The sequence below is a fragment of the Leucobacter musarum subsp. musarum genome (genome assembly GCF_001273845.1).
Classification (GTDB): Bacteria; Actinomycetota; Actinomycetes; order Actinomycetales; family Microbacteriaceae; genus Leucobacter; species Leucobacter musarum.
This window is the reverse complement of record NZ_JHBW01000065.1, coordinates 301,282-322,593: the sequence shown is the minus strand read 5'-3', so window position 1 is coordinate 322,593 and position 21,312 is coordinate 301,282. Positions and strand designations below refer to the sequence as shown.

Genomic DNA, 21,312 nt, shown 5'->3' with positions numbered 1-21,312 from the left:
CACTACGCAGATGCCACGATGATCTCGGGTTCATGGCGCACGGGGAAGTTCACGGAGCTGGCGATGAAGCACGCTGCGTAGGCATCGGCGTGCGCCGCGCGAGCCGCCTCGACCATCGAAGCGTCGGTGACGGTGACACGCGGATGCAGCACCACCTCTTCGAACGCACCCCCGACGCCGCTCTGCCGCATCGTTCCCGTCGCAGCGTCGGTGTACGCGGTCACCACGACCCCGGCGCGCACCGCCATGTGCAGATAGGAGAGCATATGGCACTGCGCGAGCGCGGTGACGAGCAGCTCTTCGGGATTCCAGCGATCCCGATCGCCATGGAATGTCGGATCTGCGGACGCCTCCAGCGCCGCTTTACCGTCGGCATGGACGAGGAGCTCGCGCCCGTACTCCCGATAGCCGCTGGTGCCGCTCCCCCGGTTGCCCGTCCACTCGATGCCAACCCGGTACTCGTGCAGATCCTTCATGCGTCCAGACTAAACGGAACCCCCGACACGCGAGAGTAGGATCGACTCCATGAGTTCAGCGACCAGCACCGCAGCAGTCCGCACCGAATCCTCCGTGCCGCAGGAGCGCCTCGTGCGCACCGCGATCCCCGGCCCCCGCTCGCAGCAGATCCATGAGCGACGTCGCGCCGTGGTGCCGCCCGGAGTGCACAGCGTGCTGCCCGTCTACATCGAGCGCGCCCACGACTCGATCCTGGTCGATGTCGACGGCAACCAGATCATCGATGTGTGCGGCGGCATCGGCGTCACCACGATCGGGCACACCGACGACCGCGTGGTGGCTGCCGCGACCGAGCAGCTCCAGAATGTCACCCACACGCTCTTCACCATGACGCCGTACGAGCCGTACGTCGCCGTTGCCGAGCACCTCGCGAAGCACGTACCGGGTTCGACCGCTGCCGCACCGTACAAGACCCTGCTCATGAACTCGGGTGCTGAAGCCGTGGAGAACGGCGTGAAGATCGCACGCAAGTTCACCGGCCGCCCTGGCGTCGCCGTGCTCGAGCACGCGTATCACGGCCGCACGCTCCTCACGAGCAGCATGAACCACAAGGCCGCGCCCTACGCCCTCGGTTACGGCCCCCGCGTCGGTGATATCTACAAAGCACCGAACTCGTACCCCCTCCACGACGGTCTGAGCGGCGTCGACGCCGCGAAGCGCACGATCGCCTACCTCGAGAAGCAGGCCGGCGCATCCGATCTCGCCTGCCTCGTGGTCGAGCCCATCCAGGGCGAGGGCGGCTTCATCGTGCCCGCCGATGGGTTCCTCCCGGCGCTCGCCGAGTGGTGCCGCGCGAACGGCATCGTGTTCATCGCCGACGAGGTGCAGGCCGGCATGGCCCGCACCGGCTCCGTCTTCTCGATCGAGCAGTTCGGCGTCGTCCCCGACATCGTGCTCTCGGCCAAGGGCATCGCCGGGGGCCTCCCGCTCGCCGGCATCACCGGTCGCGCCGAGATCATGGATGCCTCGCAGCCCGGCGGGCTCGGCGGAACCTTCGGCGGCAACCCGGTGTCGTGCGCCGCGGCCGTCGCCGTGTTCGAACAGATCGAAGAGCTCGACCTGCTCGCAGAGGCACGCCGCATCGAGGCCAACTTCGGGGGCGGCCTGCGCGAACTGCAGCAGCGTTTCCCCTCAATCGCCGAGGTGCGCGGCAAGGGCGCGATGCTCGCCATCGAGGTGACGCGACCCGGCACGCTCGAGCCTGACGCCGAACTCGTCGCCCGCGTCATCGATGCGGCGGCGCAGCGCGGCGTGCTGCTGCTCAGCAGCGGCGTGCACAACCAGGCGATCCGCTTCTTGCCCTCGCTCAAGATCACTGACGAACTCATCGCCGATGTGCTCTCCGTGCTCGACGAGTCATTCGCGATCGCGAGCCAGTAACCCCGGTTGACGATTGAGCGCCCCGAGCCGATCATGGCTCGGGGCGCTCTATCGTTTTCGAAGTAGTGCAGCCCGGGCTGCGGGGTGAGTGCTGGCTAGGCCCGCTCAGCCGTCGGAGTATCCGGGAGGATCACGGGCTCGGTATCGGCCGGCTCCTCATCTGCGACGTCGACCTCTGCATCAGGTGCGTCTGGGCCGGCTTCGGCCGATTCCGCGCCATCGCGTTCGGGAGCGGACACGGTGTCGTCGTCCGCCACAGGGGTCTCTGGCACCGGCGCATCTTCGAGTTCAATGCCGGAGCCGGCGAGGCTGCCCGTGTCGACGACATCGCCCACTGCGTGCACGTCGATCACGACGACCGTGACGTTGTCGCGACCAGCGTTATCGAGCGCGTGATGCACGAGCGCCCGAGCGGCAGCCTCGGCGGTCGGCTCAGTCGCAAGGAAGTGCTGGATGCCGATATCGGTGAGCTCTTTGGTGAGCCCATCGGAGCAGATCAGCAACCGCTGGCCGGGAATCAGCGCGAGCGACGTGTAATCGGGAATCGGTGCCTCATTGAACCCCACCGCGCGGGTGATCACGTTCGCGTGCGGGTGCACTTCGGCTTCTTCTTCGGTGATCGCACCCGTATCGATCAGGTGCTGCACGACCGAGTGATCCACGGTGATCTGACTCAACGCGCCCTTGAAGTACTGGTAGACCCGGGAATCCCCGATGTTGAAGACTTTCCAGGTCGGGTCGGCGTCAGTGCCGAGCACGACACCGGTGACCGTCGTTCCAGCACCCAGTTCGGTGTCGCCGGCGTCGAGCTCGATATCGTCGACCGCATCTCCGAGGGTGTCATCGATGTCGGTCTCGGAAACCGTTTCTCTTCCGCCGAGTTCGGCAAGCCGCCGCACCACGGCAGCCGACGCGATTTCACCCGCGGAGTGCCCGCCCATGCCATCGGCGATCGCGAACACCGGCGGCGTGGTCACGTAGCTGTCCTGGTTCGTTTCGCGCCTGCGACCGACATCGGTCAGCGCGAACCACGAGAGCTCGAGTTCGAGGTCGCCGCCGGCGCGGTAGTTCAGACGACGTCGAACGCCGTTCTCTCCGCGAGCCGTCACAGCTTCCCTCTCATAGACACCCGAGCCATACTACCCTGCCTCTGACGCGCGCACGGCGTCCCGGCCAGGAGCACCATGGTCGGTGACCAGGGTCACGACGGCATGTGCGGCGTCGATTTGCATCTCCAGTTGCTGGGCAACCGCCCAGACGAGCAGCCCGTCAATGTCGTCGATGCGCGCGGCCGACGTGGCGAGCCGACGCACGAGATCCCCCTTCGCCGACTTGTTGAAGTGGTTGAGCGCGCGCACTTCACCGTCTTCCGCACGTTGGGCAACGTGCAAGAACCAGCCTGCGCCTTCCGGCAACGGTGCGAGCGCGGCGTAGTCCTGGGAACGGAGATCGAGAATGAAGTCACTCTCCGCGTGCCACCCCGCATGCTCATGCGCCTCAGTCCAGATCCGCTTCATGGGCGCGCTGAGCGCTGGGAGCCGCGAGCTCGCGGAAAGTCGGTACGCCGGGATCGGATCGCCCGCACCGATCAATCCGAACAGCGCGGACTGCACCGCGACGTGCGCATGCAGCCACGCGCGCGCGTCCGCGTCGAGCGACGCAACATCAAGCGCGTCGTAGAGCACTCCGGTGTATCGCTCGATCGCGGGGAGCACCCCGCTCGACTCGAGCTCGAGATTGCGTTGCGCCTCATCGCGGTTCTTCACGCCGAGCTTCAGCGCCTTGACGGCGCTCTCCGGGTCGCTGCTCACCGTTTCCAGCGCACCGCGCACACGTTCCCGCGCTGAGCGCAAGGATTCGGCGTGACGCAGCGCGGTCGGATCGAACGCGCCGGATCCACCGGTGCGCTTCGTCTCCGACGGTGGGAGCAGGAGGAGCATGGAGAACCTTTCTGGAGTGCACACACGTGAGGCCGGCCGCCACTCCCGAAGGAGGGCGGTCGGCCTCAGTGTGGTGATATCGGGTTACGCGACGGTGGCGCGACCCGCGACGATGGTGATCGTGTCGTGGTCGACCGAGAGGAAACCGCCCTCTGCCTCGACCGAGACCTTCTCGCCACCTGCGGTGGTCACGCGCACCTCGCCCTGCGCGAGCAGAGCAAGGAGCGGCTCGTGACCCGTGAGGATGCCGATCTCGCCTTCGACCGTCTTCGCGATGACCTGGGAGGCTTCGCCCGCCCAGACCTGTCGCTCAGCCGAGACGACGCTGACGTTCAACGCCATGCTTATGCCAGGTCCTTCTGCATCTTCGCCCAGTTCTCTTCGACGTCGGAGATACCGCCGACGTTGAAGAAGGCCTGCTCGGCCACGTGGTCGAACTCACCCTTGGCGATGGCGTCGAACGACTCGATGGTCTCCTTGAGGGGAACCGTCGAACCCTCGACACCGGTGAACTTCTTCGCCATGTAGGTGTTCTGCGAGAGGAACTGCTGGATGCGACGCGCACGCGCGACGGTGATCTTGTCTTCCTCGGAGAGCTCGTCGACACCGAGGATCGCGATGATCTCCTGGAGCTCCTTGTTCTTCTGCAGAATCGCCTTGACCGTGGTCGCCACGCGGTAGTGATCCTCGCCCAAGTAACGGGGGTCGAGAATACGCGAGGTCGAGGTCAGCGGATCGATCGCGGGGTACAGACCCTTCGATGCGATCTCACGCGAGAGCTCGGTCGTCGCATCGAGGTGCGCGAACGTCGTGGCCGGAGCCGGGTCGGTGTAGTCGTCCGCGGGGACGTAGATCGCCTGCAGCGAGGTGATCGAGTGACCGCGGGTCGAGGTGATGCGCTCCTGGAGAATGCCCATCTCGTCGGCGAGGTTCGGCTGGTAGCCCACAGCGGAGGGCATGCGGCCGAGCAGCGTCGAGACCTCGGAACCGGCCTGCGTGAAGCGGAAGATGTTGTCGATGAAGAGCAGCACGTCCTGCTTCTGCACATCGCGGAAGTACTCCGCCATGGTCAGTGCCGACAGTGCGACGCGCAGACGCGTTCCCGGCGGCTCATCCATCTGGCCGAACACGAGGGCCGTCTTGTCGAAGACGCCGGCCTCTTCCATCTCGTGGATGAGGTCGTTGCCCTCACGGGTGCGCTCGCCGACACCGGCGAACACCGACACACCACCGTGATCCTGCGCCACGCGCTGGATCATCTCCTGGATCAGAACGGTCTTGCCCACACCGGCGCCACCGAACAGACCGATCTTTCCACCCTGCACGTAGGGGGTCAGAAGGTCGATCGACTTGATGCCGGTCTCGAAGAGCTCGGTCTTCGACTCGAGCTGATCGAATGCCGGCGGGGTGCGGTGGATGCCCCAGCGCTCGGTGACCTCGATGGTCTCGCCCTCGGGCAGGTTCAGCACGTTACCGGCAACGTCGAAGACCTTGCCCTTGGTGATGTCGCCGACGGGAACGCTGATCGGACCAGCGGTGTCGACCACTTCCTGGCCACGGACGAGGCCGTCGGTGGGCTTCAGCGCGATGGCGCGGATGAGGTTGTCGCCGAGGTGCTGGGCAACCTCGAGCACGAGCTTCGACGATTCGGTGCCATCACCGAAATCGACGGTGGTCTCGAGTGCGTTGTATACGGCGGGGATGGCATCGTGGGGGAACTCGATGTCGACGACGGGCCCGGTAACTCGAGCGATCCGCCCGACAACCTTGGTGGCCTCAGTCGCCACTGCGGCGGTTTCGGTCATGATTCTCTCTCTTCGTGCTGTATTAACCGGACAGCGCGTCAGCGCCGCCCACGATCTCGGAAATCTGCTGGGTGATCTCCGCCTGACGCGCGTTGTTCGCGAGGCGGGTGTAATCCCGGATCAGCGAATCTGCGTTATCGCTCGCGGACTTCATCGCCTTCTGCGTCGCTGCGTGCTTCGCGGCCGCCGACTCGAGCATCGCGTTGTACACACGGGACTCAATGTATGCGGGAAGCAGGCGATCGAGCACGGTATCTGCGTCCGGCTCGAACTCGTACAGCGGTGCCGGCCCATCAGTGGCCTCGGCGACACCCTCAACGATCTGCAGGGGCAGCAGACGGTGCACCTGGGGCACCTGGCTGACCATGCTCACGAGGCGGTTGTAGACAAGGTGGATCTCCTGCGCGCCACCCTCGGCCGCTGAGCGACCGAAGATCTCGAGCAGTGCTTCCGCGACCTCGGCACCCGTCTCGAACGTCGGGTTCTCGGTGTCTCCGGTCCAGACGCGCTCCGAAGGGCGGCGACGGAACGCGAAGTAGCCCTGCGCCTTGCGCCCGAAGAGGAAGTACACGACTTCCTTGCCCTCGGAACGAAGCAATTCGCTCAGCTCTTCGGCTTCACGCAGCACCTGTGAGTTGAAGGCACCGGCGAGGCCGCGGTCCGACGTGAAGATGACGACCGCTGCGCGCTCGACCTTGTCGGCCTCGGTGAGCAGCGGATGATCGGTGTTCGAGTGCGTGGCGACGGCCGACACGGCGCGAGTAATCGCCGTGGCGTAGGGCGTCGAAGCCTCAACGCGTGCCTTCGCCTTCTGGATGCGAGATGCCGCGATCAGCTCCATCGCACGGGTGATCTTCTTGGTCGTCTGGGCAGAACGAATTTTCTGCCGGTAGACCCGAAGTTGCGCTCCCATGTCTCTCCTGTAGTGGTTGGGGCTGGCTGGTGATCAAGGTTCGGGATCGGGGCGGCGGCTCATACCGCCGCCCCGGAGCCCCTACTTCTTGGTGACGACCAGCTGCTCCTGCTGGATCTCGGCTTCGTCGATAGCGTCGAACTGCTCCGCAAGCGTCTTACCGCTCGAGGTGCGGAACTCGCTCGAGAACTTCGCGATCTGGCTCTCGAGCTCGGCGACGATGTCGTCATCGAGCACGTTGGTGCTGCGAAGCTTCGACAGTGCCTCCGAGTTGCGCCCGAGGTAGTCGAGGAACTCGCGCTCGAAGCGCAGCACGTCTTCAACCGGAACCTCGTCGAGGAAGCCCTTCGTGCCGGCCCAGATCGACACGGTCTGCTCTTCAACCGGGTACGGCGTGTACTGCGGCTGCTTGAGGAGCTCGGTGAGGCGAGCACCTCGAGCGAGCTGCTTGCGGCTGGTCGCGTCGAGGTCCGAAGCGAACATTGCGAACGCCTCGAGCGCACGGTACTGCGCGAGCTCGAGCTTCAACGTGCCCGAGACCTTCTTGATCGACTTCACCTGAGCGTCGCCACCCACGCGGGACACCGAGATGCCCACGTCGACAGCGGGGCGCTGGTTCGCGTTGAAGAGGTCGGACTGGAGGAAGATCTGGCCGTCAGTGATCGAGATCACGTTGGTCGGGATGTACGCCGAGACGTCGTTGGCCTTCGTCTCGATGATCGGGAGACCGGTCATCGAACCTGCGCCGAGCTCGTCAGAGAGCTTTGCACAACGCTCCAGCAGACGCGAGTGCAGGTAGAAGACGTCGCCCGGGTATGCCTCGCGTCCCGGCGGACGGCGAAGGAGCAGCGACACGGCGCGGTATGCCTCGGCCTGCTTCGACAGGTCATCGAAGATCACCAGAACGTGCTTGCCCGCGTACATCCAGTGCTGGCCGATAGCCGAACCGGTGTAGGGAGCGAGGTACTTGAAGCCTGCGGGGTCAGATGCGGGCGAAGCGACGATGGTGGTGTACTCCATCGCGCCGGCGTCCTCGAGCGCGCCCTTCACCGAAGCGATGGTCGAGCCCTTCTGGCCGATGGCGACGTAGATGCAACGCACCTGCTTGGTGGTGTCGCCCGACTCCCAGTTGGCCTTCTGGTTGATGATCGTGTCGATCGCGATGGCCGTCTTACCGGTCTGGCGGTCGCCGATGATGAGCTGGCGCTGACCGCGGCCGACAGGGATCATGGCGTCGATCGCCTTGATGCCGGTCTGCAGGGGCTCGTGCACCGACTTACGCTGCATCACGCCCGGGGCCTGGAGCTCGAGTGCGCGACGGCCTTCGATGCCCGCGATCTCGCCGAGACCGTCGATGGGCTTGCCCAGCGGGTCGACCACGCGGCCGAGGTAGCCCTCGCCCACGGGAACCGAGAGCACCTCACCGGTGCGAGTGACCTGCTGGCCCTCTTCGATGCCGGTGAACTCGCCGAGCACGACGACGCCGATCTCGTTCTCTTCCAGGTTCTGGGCAAGGCCCAGGGTGCCGTCGGCGAAGCGAACGAGCTCGTTCGCCATGACGCCGGGGAGGCCCTCGACGTGCGCGATGCCGTCGGAGGCGTCGACCACAGTGCCGACCTCAGTCTTGCCAGCGTCGGTCGGCTCGTAGGACGCTGCGAAATCCTTCAGCGCGTTACGGATCTCGTCCGGGCTGATTGAGAGTTCTGCCATTTCGTTTCCTCTGTCTGTTCCGGAAGCGCCGCCCCCGGGTGTGAAAAGTTGTCGCTACGCGGCGAGCTGCTGGCGCAGATCGTCGAGTCGGGCACGGACGCTACCGTCGATGACGTTGTCACCGACCTGCACGCGGATGCCGCCGACGAGCTCGGTGTCGATCACTGTGGTGATGCGCACCGGGCGTCCGGCGGACTGCTCGAGAGCTCGAGCGAGGCGATCCTGCTGCGCAGCAGAGAGCGGCGCGGCGACGGTCACCGTCGCGAGTTCGCTTCCGGCTTGGTCGGCCGCGGTGTGCGCAGCCTGTCGCAGCGTCGCATCGAGACGACGACCGCGCGGGCTGGTGACCAGGTGCGAGACCACGGCGAGCGCGGCCTCCGAGGTCTTGCCTCCGAAGAGACGCTGCACGAGTGCGGCCTTCCCAGCGGGTTCAGCGAGCTTGCTGCCGAGGCTGAGCTGCAGATCGTGGTTGCGGTCGATCACGTCGACCACCGCGAGCAGATCGTCCGAGAGAGTCGGGTTCGCCGCGCCCACGGCGCGGATCCCCAGCTCTTCGACGCCCGAGACGAACTCGTCGACATTCGACCAGCGTCCCTGAACGGCTGCGGCGAGAACAGAGCGCGCGCCAGCGGAGAGACCGCTGAACAGCCGCTCGACCACCTGCGTCTTGGCCTGCACATCGGCCGAGGCGTCGCCGAGCGCCGCAGCGAGCGCAGGGCTCCCCGCGATCTGACGAGCCGCTGCGAGCAGCTCACTCCCGGCGTTCGAGTCGAGTCCGGCTCCCAGCGCGGTGCGCGCCTGAGCCAGTGCTTCGCGTGACGCGCTGCCCATTACTGTGCCGCCTTCTCTGATGCTTCGAGATCAGCGAGGAAGCGATCGACGAGCGCCGAAGCCTTCTGATCATCGGAGAGCGATTCGCCGACCACGCTCGAGGCGAGGTCGATCGCGAGCGAGCCGACGTCCTTGCGGAGCGAGACGACCGCGCTCTGGCGCTCGCCTTCGATCTGCGCTTGCGCCGCGTGAACGATGCGGGCCTGCTCGGTCGTCGCGTCGTCCTTTGCCTTGGCGACGATCTTGTTCGCATCGAGGCGAGCCGACTCGCGAATCTCGCCGGCTTCCTGGCGTGCGCTGGCGAGCTGCGCGGTGTACTCCTGGAGTGCGGCTTCGGCCTTCGCCTGAGCCTCGTCGGCCTTGGCGATGTTGCCCTCGATCGCCTCTGCACGTGCATCGAGCATCGTCTGCATTTTGGGGAGGAAGACCTTCCAGAACGCGACGAGGATGATGACGAAGACGACCGCAGACCACACGATGTCGTACGTCGCGGGGAGGAGCGGGTTTTGGTTCGCGCCCTCTTCCGCAGCAACGAAGACTGCGTTATTCATCGAGCCTCCCTTTCGAGACTAGGGAAAGGTGGAATCGGGTTACGCGGCGAAGATGAACGGCGTTGCGATCGCGATGAAGGCCAGGGCCTCGGTGAACGCGATACCGATCCACATGAGGACCTGGAGGCGGCCGGCGAGCTCGGGCTGGCGAGCGACACCCTCGATGGTCTTGCCGACGACGATACCCACGCCGATGGCGGGGCCGATAGCGGCGAGGCCGTAACCGACGGTTGCGATGTTGCCCGAGATTTCAGCGAGAACAGACACGGTATGTGTTTCCTTCCGTATGTGAGTGCGGCGGTTGCCGAACCCGTGGGTTTAGTGCTCTTCAGCCAGCGCGAGCTGGATGTAGACGGCGGTGAGAAGTGCGAAGACGTAGGCCTGCAGAACGGCGACGAGAATCTCGAAGAGCGTGAACGCTGCACCGAAGGCGAAGGTGCCGACGCCGAAGAGCTTGAAGAAGCCCTCGCCCGAGAAGAGGAAGAACTGCGTCGCTGCGAACAGCAGCACGAGCAGCAGGTGGCCGACGAGCAGGTTCATCAGGAGTCGGAGGGTCAGCGTGACCGGACGGATGACGAAGGTCGAGATGAACTCGATCGGGGTGACGATGATGTAGATCGCCTTGGGCACACCCGAGGGGAACAGCGCGTTCTTGAAGAAGTTGCCGGGGCTCTTCTTGACGCCTGCGTAGATGAACGTGACGTACGAGACGACGGCGAGCACCAGCGGATAGCCGATGACCGACGTGCCGGCGATGTTCAGGCCGGGCACGATGCCGGTGATGTTCAGCGCGAGGATCGAGAAGAACATCGCAGTGAGGATCGGCAGGAAGCGACGGCCGTCTTTCTTGCCCAGCAGGTCTTCGGCGATGTTGACGCGCACGAAGTCGAGCGCCATCTCCGTGAGCGACTGGCCACGGGTTGGGATGACTCGCATGCGGCGGGTGCCCAGCCAGAACAGGACGAGCAGCACGACCATCATGAGGACGCGGATCATCATGATCCGGTTCATGGCAAACGGGGTGCCTTCGAAGAGCACGATGTCGGGGAAGAACTCGGCCATCGTCGGCGCGTGGAATTCACCCTCTTCGGCCGCGAAAAAGACGGGGGCCACGAGGTGCAAAGCGTTAGCGAACAGCGCCATTCTCCTGACTTCGGTGCGGCATCAGCCTGCACAGTGTCGAACGGTGGTCATACCCCGGGGCGTCGTAGGCACAGCTCAAGCCAGCCCTGCAGGGAACGTATCTGAGTCTATCAATAATTCCGCTCCAGGAGAAACCCGAAGCGGCTTGGTGTGATGAAGTTGACTACGACTGCGTCGGAGCGGAGAGAATCGGGATGCGCGAGCGGGTGATGACCACGACGTCGAGGGCCAGAGATGCGATGACGCTCGCGATCACTCCGAAGAACATCACTCGCGTGTCGAGCCACTCCGCGTCGCGCAGCAGCACGACCACAACGATGAAGACGATGAACTTGAACACCCAACTGCCGAGCACGATGCCGAAGAACGCGGTGATGTAAAAGTCTCGCTCGATGAATCGGTTCGCAAACGCGATGCTGCCGACCGTCATCATGAGGAACAGGCCGCCGAGCGCCGTCCCGATGATGCCTCCCCACAGCCCGGCCGTGCCGCTGACGAGGTAGCCGATCACGGCGAACACGACGACGAGTGCACCGATGACGACGAGCCCCCATCGCAGCGCCCGCAGCAATACGGGCTGCGAAGCCGGCATTGGCCTCGGCTCGATCTCGTCGGGCTGCACGGCGTCACTCACTCTGGGGTCCTTTCAGCGGAGTCTTCCTGGCGAGCGATTCGGCGCGCGCTGCGTCGGCTCGGGAGTTCCGTCCGCTCAACGGTACCAAGTGACGGCGTGCGAGCGCTGCGCGTACCCGATTCGCCGGAAATCGCAACAGTGCGAAGGTCGCAGCGGTACCGGCGGCGAGCACGATGCCCGGGAGCAGGAAGTCCTGCGTCGTGAAGACTAAGAGCACCGCGATCGAAATCGTCGCGGTTCCCGAGTAGAAGATGCACACGGCCTGGATCGGCGAGTGGCCCATGTCGAGGAGACGATGGTGCAGGTGCAGGCGATCCGCGGTAAAGGGGCTTGTTCCGGCACGGAGCCGGCGGAAGACCGCGAGTGAGAAGTCGGCGAGCGGAAGCGCGAGCACCGCGATCGGCAGAATGATCGGGATGTAGCTCGCAAGCACCAGCTTCTGGTCGAGTGCCGCCGGGTTCAACTGACCGGTCACCGAGACCGTCGACGTCGCCATGAGCAGCCCCACCAGCAGCGCCCCGGTATCTCCCATGAACATGCGCGCACGGTGCCAGTTGAATGGCAGGAAGCCGATGCAGATGCCGACGACCACGATGGCGATGAGACTCGCGAAGATCACGGAATCGACGCGGCCGATCTGGTCGTTGAGCAGCAGCGTGTAGACGAAGAAGAGCGCATTGGCGATGATGGCGACACCGGCGACGAGTCCATCAAGGCCGTCCACGAAGTTCACCGCGTTCATCACGAGCGTCATGAGAAAGACCGTGATGACGAAGTTCACGAGTGGAGACCCGATGATGAGGGTGTCGCCGAAGGGCAACGACACGATCTGCACACCGTTCCAGGCGAGTAGTCCCGCCGCAGCGAGTTGCGCGGCGAGCTTGATCATCCAGTCCAAGTCGAGCAGATCGTCGAGCACACCGACGACCGCGATGAGCGCGCAGGCCCCAAAGAGTGCCCACATCTGGTTGCTGCCCGAAAACAGCGATGCGAACTCTCGCTGCGTCGCAGCGACGATGAACGCGGCGATGATGCCGACGAACATCGCGATCCCACCCAGCCGAGGAGTTGGGGCCTGATGCACGTCTCGCGCACGCACTTCGGGGGCGAGGTTGAATCGCCGGCTGAGGCGCAGCACCCCCCAGGAGGCTGCCGCAGTGACGAGCGCGGCAACCGCGACGACCGTCACGTAGGCGAGCATGTCACTCCCCGAAAACGACCTGCGGCAGCAGTTCCGCGATGGCCTCGCGCGACACGCCTCCCTGACGCAGAATTCGAATCTCTCCGCCGGCTTCCGTCAAGCCGGTCGCGTCGACGATCGTGGAGGCGACCCCATCGGCTCCCGATTCGCCGGCTTCGAGGTACACGGCGATCGCATCGCCGAGCATGTCTTGCGCGGCGGCGGCGGTGCGGGCTGCGGGCTCGCCCGTCAGGTTCGCCGACGAGACCGCGAGCGGCCCCGTTTCGCGCAGCAATTCAATGGCGAGCGGCTGGTCGGGAATGCGCAGGGCGACCGTGCCGCCCGTCTCCCCCAGGTCCCAGCTGAGCAGCGGATTGGCGCGCGTGATGATGGTGAGCGCACCGGGCCAGAATGCCTCCGCGAGCGCGTGAACGGGGGCGACGACCTCTGCGGCGAGTGCTGCGAGGGTGTCGGTGTTCGGAATCAGCACGGGCGGCGGCGATTGCCGCCCTCGGCCCTTCGCATCGAGCAAACGCTGCACTGCCTCCGGGCTGAACGCGTCAGCCGCGACACCGTACACGGTATCGGTCGGCATCACGATGAGCTCGCCGCGCCCGATCGCTTGCCGAGCGGTACGGGTGCCCGCGAGCAGTTGCGAGTTGTCGGTGCAATCGAAGACGTCGGCCATAACGCGCCAGTCTACTCCCGCGCACGAGTTGAATTCCGAGCGCTCTCCGGTCACCGCCTTCGACAGGTTCAGCGAATCGCTGTCGTCGTGCGATCGCGCCCGGTGAGGTCAACGTGGGTTTCGGTCTGTTGCCACCCATCGGCTGCGAGTACTTCCCGGATCGCCCGCCCCTGCAACTCGGCATGCTCGAGCACGAGGGATCCGCCCGGAAGCACCCATCGAAGTGCGGCGCGGCTGATGATCCTGATGAGGTCGAGCCCGTCGACTCCGCTGTAGAGCGCGAGCTCGGGGTCGTGGTCGCGCACTTCGGGGTCGCGAGGAACCATGCCGCTCGGCACATACGGCGGATTTGAGACGAGCACGTGCACCCTTCCGCGCAACGCTGCGAGCTCGGGCAGCGCGTCGAGATGCTCCACGTCACCCAGCAGCAGCGCGACACGGCCGTCACCCCACTCGTCGACGTTGCGCTGCGCCCACGCGTGCGCATCTCGGCTCTTCTCCACCGCCCAGACACGCGCCCGCGGCACTTCGTGGGCGATCGACAAGGCAAGCGCCCCGCTCCCCGTGCACAGATCCACGACGATGGGCTGGGGATCCGGCACCCGCCTCGCGGCGTCGATCGCGAACTGGGCCACCGTCTCGGTCTCGGGCCGGGGCACGAACACACCGGGGCCGACCGAGAGCTCGATGGAGCGGAAGGGCGCCCGCCCGGTGAGGTGCTGCAGCGGCACGCGCCGGGCGCGTTCGTCGGCGATCTCGCGCATGCGGGACGCGTCGTCGTCGGAGACCGAACCTGCCAGAATCGCCAGCGCTTGGACGCGCCCCCGTGTCACACCCAGCACATGCCCGATGATCAGTTCAGCGTCTGCCCGCGCATCGACGATGCCGCTCGCCACGAGCTGTTCACCAATCTCGTCAAGGAGAAGGGAGACCGGGGTACCGGCTCCGCCGGTCGCTGGGGTGTGCTGCACTCCCCCAGACTCGCACACGTCACCGGCACTCTCGAATCGGCATCCTGCGACGCGCCGCCCCTGTCATCTCACGACTTACTGCATAACCCACTCGAACGACTCGAATAAGGAATCGATATAATTTGAGGTGGCCGCGGGGCGTCTCGCTGCCGGAACATCGATGCGGCAGGAACCCCATCTCAGACCTCAGGAGGATGCAGCACCATGGCACGGACCTACGACAACATCACGCAGGCATTTGGTAACACTCCCCTCGTGCGCCTCAACCGCGTCACGGAAGAGGCCGGTGCAGAGGTGTTCGCGAAGCTCGAGTTCTACAACCCCGCGGGCTCGGTGAAGGATCGCATCGGCATCGCCATCATCGACGCCGCTGAGCAGTCGGGCGCTCTGCAGCCCGGCGGCACCATCGTCGAAGGCACGAGCGGCAACACCGGCATCGCACTCGCGTTCGTCGGTGCGGCGCGCGGCTACCGAGTTATCCTCACCATGCCCGAGACGATGAGCATCGAGCGCCGCAAGCTGCTGCTCGCCTACGGTGCCGAGATCGTACTCACCGAGGGCCCGCTCGGCATGAAGGGCGCCGTCGCCAAGGCTCAGGAGATCGCGGAGAGCACGCCAGGCGCGATTCTCGCACAGCAGTTCGCGAACCCCGCGAACCCCGCGATCCACCGCGCCACCACGGGCCCCGAGATCTGGAACGACACCGACGGCAGCGTCGACATCTTCGTCGCCGGCATCGGCACCGGCGGCACCATCACCGGCGCCGGCGGCTACCTCAAGGAGCAGAATCCCGGCGTGCAGGTCATCGCCGTCGAGCCGATCGACTCCCCGCTGCTCACCGAGGGCACGGCCGGCCCGCACAAGATTCAGGGTCTCGGCGCGAACTTCGTGCCCGACATCCTCGATCGCGAGATCTACGACGAGGTCATCGACGTCACGCTCGCCGATTCCATCGCGAAGGCTCGTGCCCTGGGCACCGAAGAGGGCATCCTCGCAGGTATCTCGGGTGGCGCAGCCGTCTGGGCCGCCACGCAGGTCGCAAAGCGCCCCGAGAACGCGGGTAAGAAGATCGTGGTCGTCGTCCCCGACTTCGGCGAGCGCTACTTCTCGACCGTGCTGTTCGAGGATCTGGGCGCCTAGTCACGATCCCGAAAGTTCTGCAGTGAGCGTGTTCTCCCGCATCAGAGAAGACATCTCCGCCGCCCGCGCGCACGATCCCGCTGCGCGCGGTTCGGCGGAGGTGTTCTTCGTGTATTCGGGGCTCCACGCCGTCTGGTGGCACCGGGTCTCACACACCCTCTGGCAGCGCGGTCTGAGGTTTCTGCCGCGCGCGATCTCGCAGATCTCACGCTTCTTCTCGGGTATCGAGATTCACCCGGGCGCCACCATCGGGCGGCGCCTCTTCATCGACCACGGCATGGGCGTGGTCATCGGCGAAACCGCCGTCGTCGGCGACGACGTGCTGATCTACCACGGGGTCACACTCGGCGGTACCGGCCACGACCGCGGCAAACGCCACCCGACCATCGGCGATCGCGTCGTCATCGGCGCCGGAGCAAAACTTCTTGGCAACATCGAGCTCGGCCACGACAGCGCTGTCGGGTCGAACGCCGTCGTCGTGCGCTCCGCTCCCCCGTGGACGACGCTCACCGGCATCCCCGCGCAGGGTCGACCGCGCCGCGGGGCGCCGATCATGGAGCAGCCCGACATGGCTGACTTCTACGTCATCTGAACGCGGCGGCGCCTTGCCGAGCCGTCTCGAATCGACTCAGCGCAGCGTGCGCCCGTTCTCGTCCATCCACCCCTTGGTGCGTCGCTGCTCGATGAGCACCATCACGATGCCCAGGAGCCAGAACGGGATCTGCACGGCGAATGCCACCTGGAACGCGTGCAGCGAGTAATTCTCGGGTGATCCGGCACCCTGCAGGTCGAGCACGAGGCCGATCAGCAGAATCACGAGCAGTGAGGCCGTGAACCCGCCCGTATTGACGAGTCCGGTGCCGAAGCCCGAATAGCTGCGCGGCGTGTGCGAGCGCGACACCTCGAACGAGATCATCGAGGCCGGCCCTCCGAGCGGGATGACCACGAGCAGCACGATGATGAGTGCCATCGGAGGCACGCCGGGCCACAGGATCACTGCGGTCCAGACCAGCGCGATCAACACCGTAATACTCAGGTTGAACCAGACACGGCGCTCGATGAACCGTGAACTCAACGGCCCGAGCACCACGCTCGCCACCATCGACGACACCACAGTGAGACTCAGCAGGCCGCGGGCCGCTGCAGGGTCGAGACCGAGCCCGCCAACGAGAAACGGGGTGCCCCACAGCAGCAGGAAGACGTTCGACGCGAACGGCGACGCGAAGTGCAACCAGTAGGCAAGACGCACTCCCGGCAGCCGGAGTAGCTTGCGAGCGCGGTTCCAGAATCCGAGACCGGGCAGCTTCGTCTCCGCGATGATCGGGATGAGCTCAGTCGATGGCGGTTGCATCGCTTTGAGCGCCGCCGTGTTAGTTTCGGCGAACGATTGCGCGTTCTCCGTCGTTCGGCCGCGCCGCCGAAGCACGCGCTCGAACGGGGTGGCGTCTCCGGGGGCGTTGCGCAGCACTACGCACCCCAGGATCACGACGAGCAGTGCGAGCGCGGCAAGCCCGAGGAAACCGCTCATCCACCCGGTCGCGCCGACGAGGATCGCCAGCGGCACGACCGACACGAGTTGCCCCGCCTGCCCGATGAGGCCGGTCACCTGGCTGATCGTCGGCAACTGCCGCAACGAGAACCACTCGGGCAGCATCCGCATCACGCTGATGAAGGTGCACGCGTCACCGGCGCCGACGAGTACGCGCGCGAGAATCGCGAGCGACACTTCGGGCACCGTCGCCATAGCGACCTGACCGGCGATCATCAAGGCTCCGCCGATCAAGATCATCGAGGTCGCACCAATGCGGTCGAGGAGCACCCCCACCGGGATCTGCAGGCCCGCGTACACGAGCAGCTGAATCACCGGAAAGATCGAGAGCGTGGTGGCGTCAATGCCGAAATGATCTTGCGCCGCCGGGCCGAGCGCCGACAACGACGATCGATTGATGACGGCGACCGCATACGAGATCGCTGCGACTCCCCAGACCACCCACGGGAGGACTGGTCGAGTTGCACGCATGGTGCCATGCTACCGCCGCGACCCCACCTGATCGTGCATCGACGCGACGCAGCGAGCGACTCAGGAACGCTGCGGCAACGGCGGGCCGTCGGGGAAATCAGAGCGCGTGAGGTCCAGGAACATGGCGTCTTCCAGGTGCCCGCCCGGACGCACCTGATAGTCGCGCAGCACCCCGATGCGGCGGAAGCCGAGCCGCTCATAGCTGCGAATCGCGCCCGCATTGTTCACATTCGGATCAAGAGTGACGCGTGTCACCCCATCGGCGAACTCGGCGCCAATCGCGAGCGCGAGCGCCTCCTCGCCGATGCGACGCCCGCGGAAGCGCGTGCCGATGAACAGGTGCATCACGGTCGTCGGGTACTCCGGGTCATCGCCGCGCAGCACGAACATCGCGCCGGCCGTCTGGCCGTCGACCTCGATGATTCGGGTGACATCTGCCGCATCGATGAACTCGGCCTGCACGCGCTGCGGGGTGTAGCCCACCCACCACAGCGACACCTCGGGTTCGTCAAGGATTGCCACCAGGGGTTCGAGGTCGGCCGCCTGCGGGCCGCGGAGGGTAACGAGGGGGCCCACCAGGGGCTGCACTGCATCGGACATGGCTTCAGCGTAGCGGGTGCGGGGTGGGCACGACGATCCTACTGGCCGAGGTCGGCCAGTCGCGCCTCTTCGTCCATGCGAATGCACGATTCGATCACGGCGTCGAGCGCACCGTTCATGACCTGGTCGAGGTTGTAGGCCTTGTAGCCGGTGCGGTGATCGGCGATGCGGTTCTCAGGGAAGTTGTAGGTGCGGATGCGCTCCGAACGGTCCATGGTGCGGATCTGGCTCGAACGGTGGGCGCTCGCCTCGGCAGCGACCTCTTCCTGCTGCTTCGCGAGAATACGGGCGCGCAGCACGCGCATTGCCGCTTCACGGTTCTGCAGCTGGCTCTTCTCGTTCTGCATCGCGACCACGATTCCGGTCGGCAAGTGGGTGATGCGCACGGCGGAGTCGGTCGTGTTCACCGACTGACCACCGGGGCCCGACGACCGGTACACATCGATCTTGAGATCGTTCTGGTTGATCTCGACTTCTTCGGGCTCGTCAACCTCGGGGTACACCAGCACGCCGGTCGTCGACGTGTGAATGCGCCCCTGCGACTCGGTCACGGGCACGCGCTGCACCCGGTGCACGCCGCCCTCGTACTTGAGGTGCGCCCACGCGCCCTGCGACGGATCCGACGGGTTCGCCTTGATCGCCACCTGCACGTTCTTGTAGCCGCCCAGATCGCTCTCGTCTTTCTCGAGGAGCTCGGTCTTCCACCCCTTCGACTCGGCGTAGTGCATGTACATGCGCAGCAGGTCGGCACCAAACAGCGCGGACTCCGCACCGCCTTCACCACCCTTGATCTCGAGAATCACGTCACGCGCATCATCGGGGTCGCGCGGGATCAGCAGACGCCGCACGCGCTCCTGCGCTTCGGCAAGTGCGGTCTCAAGCGCAGGGATCTCTTCGGCGAATGCCTCGTCTTCTTTGGCGAGCTCGCGAGCAGCTTCGAGGTCGTCGCCCACCTGCTGCCAGTGCTCGGACGCAGCCTTGATCTTGCTGAGCTCGGCATAGCGGCGGTTGACCTTTTTCGCACGCGACGCGTCGGCGTGCAACGCGGGATCGGCCAGCTCGTCTTGCAGCTTCGCGTGCTCGGCGATCAGCCCTTCGACCTGTTCGAACATGTTCTTTCCTCACCTCTCGCAGCCGCGACGTCGTCGCGCCCCAATCTACCGCCGGGATCCGGCAATGGCTGAGCCCGCCCCGGAGGATTCCAGGGCGGGCTCAGGTGCACTAGGACAGTGTGCCGGAACGCTGCAGCTCGACGAGCAGCGCCGCATTCGAGGCGCTCGCAGCCAGGCGTTCGCGCAGGCGATCCTGCGCGCCCTCCTGCGTCAGCTCGGCACGGAGGCGCGCAAGCACACCGGCTTCGTCGGCGCCGAGCACCGATTCTGCCTGGCGCGTGCGCGAGGCAGCGAAATCAACCTCGGCCGCAAGGCCCGGGATCGCCTTTACGATGCGCACTTCGCTGTTGACGACGGCGAGCACCTCGCGCAGCAGGAACTTGTCTGCGGACAGACCCGTCTTCGTCTGCACGGTGGCCACGACCGTCAGCGACCCGCCATTCTCGACGTTGCGGGCGGCCGAGAGCAAGCGCTTGATCTGAGCGAGCGCGAACTCGTCGATCTCTTCGAGCCCCGGACGGCTCTGCGCATGCTGCGCCTGAGCGTACGCGCGAGCAAAGCGGTTGAGCGAGTCGACGAGCACGACGACATCGTGCCCGAGCTCCACGAGACGCTTCGCACGGTCGATCGCGAGCTCCGCGATCGTGGCCTGGTCTTCAGCGCTGCGGTCAAAGGTGGCCGCGACTACTTCACCGCGCACGGAGCGCTGCAGACGTGTCACTTCTTCGGGCTGCGCATTGGCGAGCACGAGCAAGAGGTGCGCATCGGGTCGGTTGGTGCTGACCGCCTCGGCGAGTTCGCCGAGGAGTGCGGTGCCATCGGCACCCGCCGGGAGTACGAGCGCGGTGCGCTGGCCGAGTCCTGCGGGAGCCACGAGATCGATCGCGCGGCCGAGCACGCCCGACTGCGCAGTCTCGAAGCGCAGGCGCTCCTGCGGGTAGATGGGCGTCAGCTCCGCGATGTCTGCGCGCTGCTGCTGCTCGTCGACCGGACGACCGTTGATCGTATCGATCTTGACGATCGCGTTGTACTTCTGACGGCTCGCACCGTCGTTGGCGCCGGGCTGACGAATCGCGCCGACCACGGCATCGCCGCGGCGCAAGCCGTACTTCTTCACCTGGCCAAGCGATACGTACACGTCGCTGGTGCCGGGAAGGTACCCGCTCGTGCGCACGAACGCGTAGTTGTCGAGCACGTCGAGAATGCCTGCGATCGGCAGCAGTACGTCGTCTTCGGTGATCTCGGGCTCGAGATCGTCGCCCTGACCGCGGCGCTTGCGGTCGCGCTGACGGGTACGGCTGGAACGGTTCGAGTTGTCGCCGCCCTTGTCGTCCTTGGGTCCGTTCTGACCCTGGCCATTCTGGTTCTGGCCGTTCTGGCGCTGCGCATTCTGGCTGTTGCCGCCCTGGCCCTTGCCGTTCTGACGGGTCTCGTTGTCGTCGTCAGCGGCGGCTTCGGTCGATTCCGCACCCTCGGCGTCATTCTTCTGACCACGTCCACGGCCGCGACGGTTGCGGCTGGGGCGCTCGCTCTCTCCGGCTTCTGTCTGCTCGGCGGCTTCTCCAGCCGATTCTGCCGGAGCATCGGCGGCGGGCTGCTCAGCGGCGGGCGTCACAGCACCCTCGGCTTCGGCAGACTCGGCCGCTTGCGGAGCCGCGGTTGCGGCCGACGCGCGGCGGCTGCGCGTGCGCTTCGCCGGCGCCTCAGGCGCTTCCGCTTCAGCCGTGTCGGCAGCAGCGGCGTCTACCGCGGGAGCCTCTGTCGCGGCGTCGGCTGCAGGAGCCTCTACCTTCTTGCGGCTGCGCGTCGCGCGCTTCTTCGGTGCCTCGGCAGCCTCGGCCGCCGGCGCCTCTGCCGCAGGTGCGTCGGTGGCTACCTCGGCGTCAGCTGCAGGAGCCTCAACCTTCTTCCGGCTGCGCGTCGCGCGCTTCTTCGGCGCCTCAGCAGCCTCGGCCGGAGCCGCAGCAGCCTCAGCCGCCGGAGCCGCAGCGGACTCAGCCGCCGCGGCGGGTGCTTCGGCAACAGCCGGCTCGCTCGCGACCGCAGCGCCTGCGGCGGCGCTCACGCGGCGCGAGGCACGTCGACGCGGCGGCGCCGTCTCGGTCGGTGCTGCGGCGTCGGCCGCAGCAGGGGTGGTGGTGTCGTCAACGTTGGATTCCACGTTCTTCCTTTCGGAAC

General features: G+C 66.0%; 22 protein-coding genes. 3 read left to right on the top strand and 19 right to left on the bottom strand.

What is annotated here, in order from left to right; translation table 11 throughout:
* Positions 1 to 2 precede the first annotated feature (2 nt).
* Complete coding sequence (locus CH42_RS04360; protein WP_053351968.1) at positions 3 to 476, bottom strand: OsmC family protein; 474 nt, start codon at positions 474 to 476, stop codon at positions 3 to 5.
* Between the two features lie 49 nt (positions 477 to 525).
* On the opposite strand from CH42_RS04360, the gene CH42_RS04355 reads away from it, so the two are divergent.
* Complete coding sequence (locus CH42_RS04355; RefSeq protein WP_053351967.1) at positions 526 to 1,896, top strand: aminotransferase class III-fold pyridoxal phosphate-dependent enzyme; 1,371 nt, start codon at positions 526 to 528, stop codon at positions 1,894 to 1,896.
* Positions 1,897 to 1,991: 95 nt separating this feature from the next.
* On the opposite strand, the gene CH42_RS04350 is transcribed toward CH42_RS04355, so the two are convergent.
* The 14 genes from CH42_RS04350 to prmC form a co-directional block, all read right to left on the bottom strand.
* Complete coding sequence (locus CH42_RS04350; RefSeq protein ID WP_053351966.1) at positions 1,992 to 3,005, bottom strand: PP2C family protein-serine/threonine phosphatase; 1,014 nt, start codon at positions 3,003 to 3,005, stop codon at positions 1,992 to 1,994.
* Between the two features lie 30 nt (positions 3,006 to 3,035).
* The gene (locus CH42_RS04345; RefSeq protein WP_053351965.1) at positions 3,036 to 3,836 is read right to left on the bottom strand and encodes a YaaA family protein; all 801 of its coding nucleotides are present in this window, start codon (positions 3,834 to 3,836) and stop codon (positions 3,036 to 3,038) included.
* A gap of 84 nt (positions 3,837 to 3,920) precedes the next feature.
* On the bottom strand, positions 3,921 to 4,178 hold the full coding sequence (locus tag CH42_RS04340) for a F0F1 ATP synthase subunit epsilon (protein ID WP_053351964.1): 258 nt from the start codon (positions 4,176 to 4,178) through the stop codon (positions 3,921 to 3,923).
* Positions 4,179 to 4,180: 2 nt separating this feature from the next.
* Positions 4,181 to 5,641 (bottom strand): F0F1 ATP synthase subunit beta, encoded by a 1,461-nt coding sequence (gene atpD / locus CH42_RS04335; protein ID WP_053351963.1) that lies wholly within the window; start codon positions 5,639 to 5,641, stop codon positions 4,181 to 4,183.
* A gap of 22 nt (positions 5,642 to 5,663) precedes the next feature.
* On the bottom strand, positions 5,664 to 6,554 hold the full coding sequence (locus tag CH42_RS04330; RefSeq protein ID WP_053351962.1) for a F0F1 ATP synthase subunit gamma: 891 nt from the start codon (positions 6,552 to 6,554) through the stop codon (positions 5,664 to 5,666).
* Between the two features lie 81 nt (positions 6,555 to 6,635).
* Positions 6,636 to 8,264: a F0F1 ATP synthase subunit alpha gene (gene atpA, locus CH42_RS04325; RefSeq protein WP_053351961.1), complete on the bottom strand. Its 1,629-nt coding sequence runs from the start codon at positions 8,262 to 8,264 to the stop codon at positions 6,636 to 6,638.
* A 54-nt stretch (positions 8,265 to 8,318) separates the two neighbouring features.
* Entirely contained in the window at positions 8,319 to 9,095 is a 777-nt protein-coding gene (locus CH42_RS04320; RefSeq protein WP_053351960.1) for a F0F1 ATP synthase subunit delta, read from the bottom strand.
* A complete protein-coding gene (locus CH42_RS04315; RefSeq protein WP_053351959.1) occupies positions 9,095 to 9,646 on the bottom strand; it encodes a F0F1 ATP synthase subunit B in 552 nt (183 codons plus the stop codon). Before CH42_RS04315 ends, CH42_RS04320 begins: the two co-directional genes overlap by 1 nt.
* Before the next feature lie 39 nt (positions 9,647 to 9,685).
* On the bottom strand, positions 9,686 to 9,913 hold the full coding sequence (gene atpE, locus CH42_RS04310) for an ATP synthase F0 subunit C (RefSeq protein WP_010157574.1): 228 nt from the start codon (positions 9,911 to 9,913) through the stop codon (positions 9,686 to 9,688).
* A 51-nt stretch (positions 9,914 to 9,964) separates the two neighbouring features.
* Positions 9,965 to 10,789, bottom strand: a complete 825-nt coding sequence (gene atpB / locus CH42_RS04305) for a F0F1 ATP synthase subunit A (RefSeq protein WP_156322460.1) — start codon at positions 10,787 to 10,789, stop codon at positions 9,965 to 9,967.
* Between the two features lie 163 nt (positions 10,790 to 10,952).
* Positions 10,953 to 11,423, bottom strand: a complete 471-nt coding sequence (locus tag CH42_RS04300; RefSeq protein WP_053351958.1) for a hypothetical protein — start codon at positions 11,421 to 11,423, stop codon at positions 10,953 to 10,955.
* The gene (locus CH42_RS04295; RefSeq protein WP_156322459.1) at positions 11,416 to 12,624 is read right to left on the bottom strand and encodes an MraY family glycosyltransferase; all 1,209 of its coding nucleotides are present in this window, start codon (positions 12,622 to 12,624) and stop codon (positions 11,416 to 11,418) included. Before CH42_RS04295 ends, CH42_RS04300 begins: the two co-directional genes overlap by 8 nt.
* Before the next feature lies 1 nt (position 12,625).
* Positions 12,626 to 13,291 carry an L-threonylcarbamoyladenylate synthase gene (locus tag CH42_RS04290; RefSeq protein ID WP_053351957.1) on the bottom strand — a complete coding sequence of 222 codons (666 nt, stop codon included), beginning with the start codon at positions 13,289 to 13,291 and terminating at the stop codon, positions 12,626 to 12,628.
* Between the two features lie 68 nt (positions 13,292 to 13,359).
* Positions 13,360 to 14,262, bottom strand: coding sequence for a peptide chain release factor N(5)-glutamine methyltransferase (prmC, locus tag CH42_RS04285; RefSeq protein ID WP_053351956.1), 903 nt, complete (start codon positions 14,260 to 14,262; stop codon positions 13,360 to 13,362).
* A gap of 204 nt (positions 14,263 to 14,466) precedes the next feature.
* Between prmC and cysK the strand changes: the two genes are divergently transcribed.
* Both cysK and cysE read left to right on the top strand, forming a co-directional pair.
* Positions 14,467 to 15,402 carry a cysteine synthase A gene (cysK, locus tag CH42_RS04280; RefSeq protein WP_053351955.1) on the top strand — a complete coding sequence of 312 codons (936 nt, stop codon included), beginning with the start codon at positions 14,467 to 14,469 and terminating at the stop codon, positions 15,400 to 15,402.
* A gap of 22 nt (positions 15,403 to 15,424) precedes the next feature.
* Positions 15,425 to 15,994, top strand: a complete 570-nt coding sequence (gene cysE, locus CH42_RS04275) for a serine O-acetyltransferase (RefSeq protein ID WP_053351954.1) — start codon at positions 15,425 to 15,427, stop codon at positions 15,992 to 15,994.
* 36 nt (positions 15,995 to 16,030) lie between these two features.
* Here the strand turns inward: cysE and CH42_RS04270 are convergent, their stop codons facing one another.
* The 4 genes from CH42_RS04270 to CH42_RS04255 all read right to left on the bottom strand — a co-directional run bounded on the left by CH42_RS04270 (position 16,031) and on the right by CH42_RS04255 (position 21,295).
* Entirely contained in the window at positions 16,031 to 17,422 is a 1,392-nt protein-coding gene (locus CH42_RS04270; RefSeq protein ID WP_053351953.1) for an MFS transporter, read from the bottom strand.
* Between the two features lie 60 nt (positions 17,423 to 17,482).
* A complete protein-coding gene (locus CH42_RS04265) occupies positions 17,483 to 18,022 on the bottom strand; it encodes a GNAT family N-acetyltransferase (RefSeq protein WP_053351952.1) in 540 nt (179 codons plus the stop codon).
* A gap of 38 nt (positions 18,023 to 18,060) precedes the next feature.
* On the bottom strand, positions 18,061 to 19,134 hold the full coding sequence (prfA, locus tag CH42_RS04260; RefSeq protein WP_053351951.1) for a peptide chain release factor 1: 1,074 nt from the start codon (positions 19,132 to 19,134) through the stop codon (positions 18,061 to 18,063).
* 109 nt (positions 19,135 to 19,243) lie between these two features.
* Positions 19,244 to 21,295 (bottom strand): transcription termination factor Rho, encoded by a 2,052-nt coding sequence (locus CH42_RS04255; protein WP_053351950.1) that lies wholly within the window; start codon positions 21,293 to 21,295, stop codon positions 19,244 to 19,246.
* Between the last annotated feature and the right edge of the window lie 17 nt (positions 21,296 to 21,312).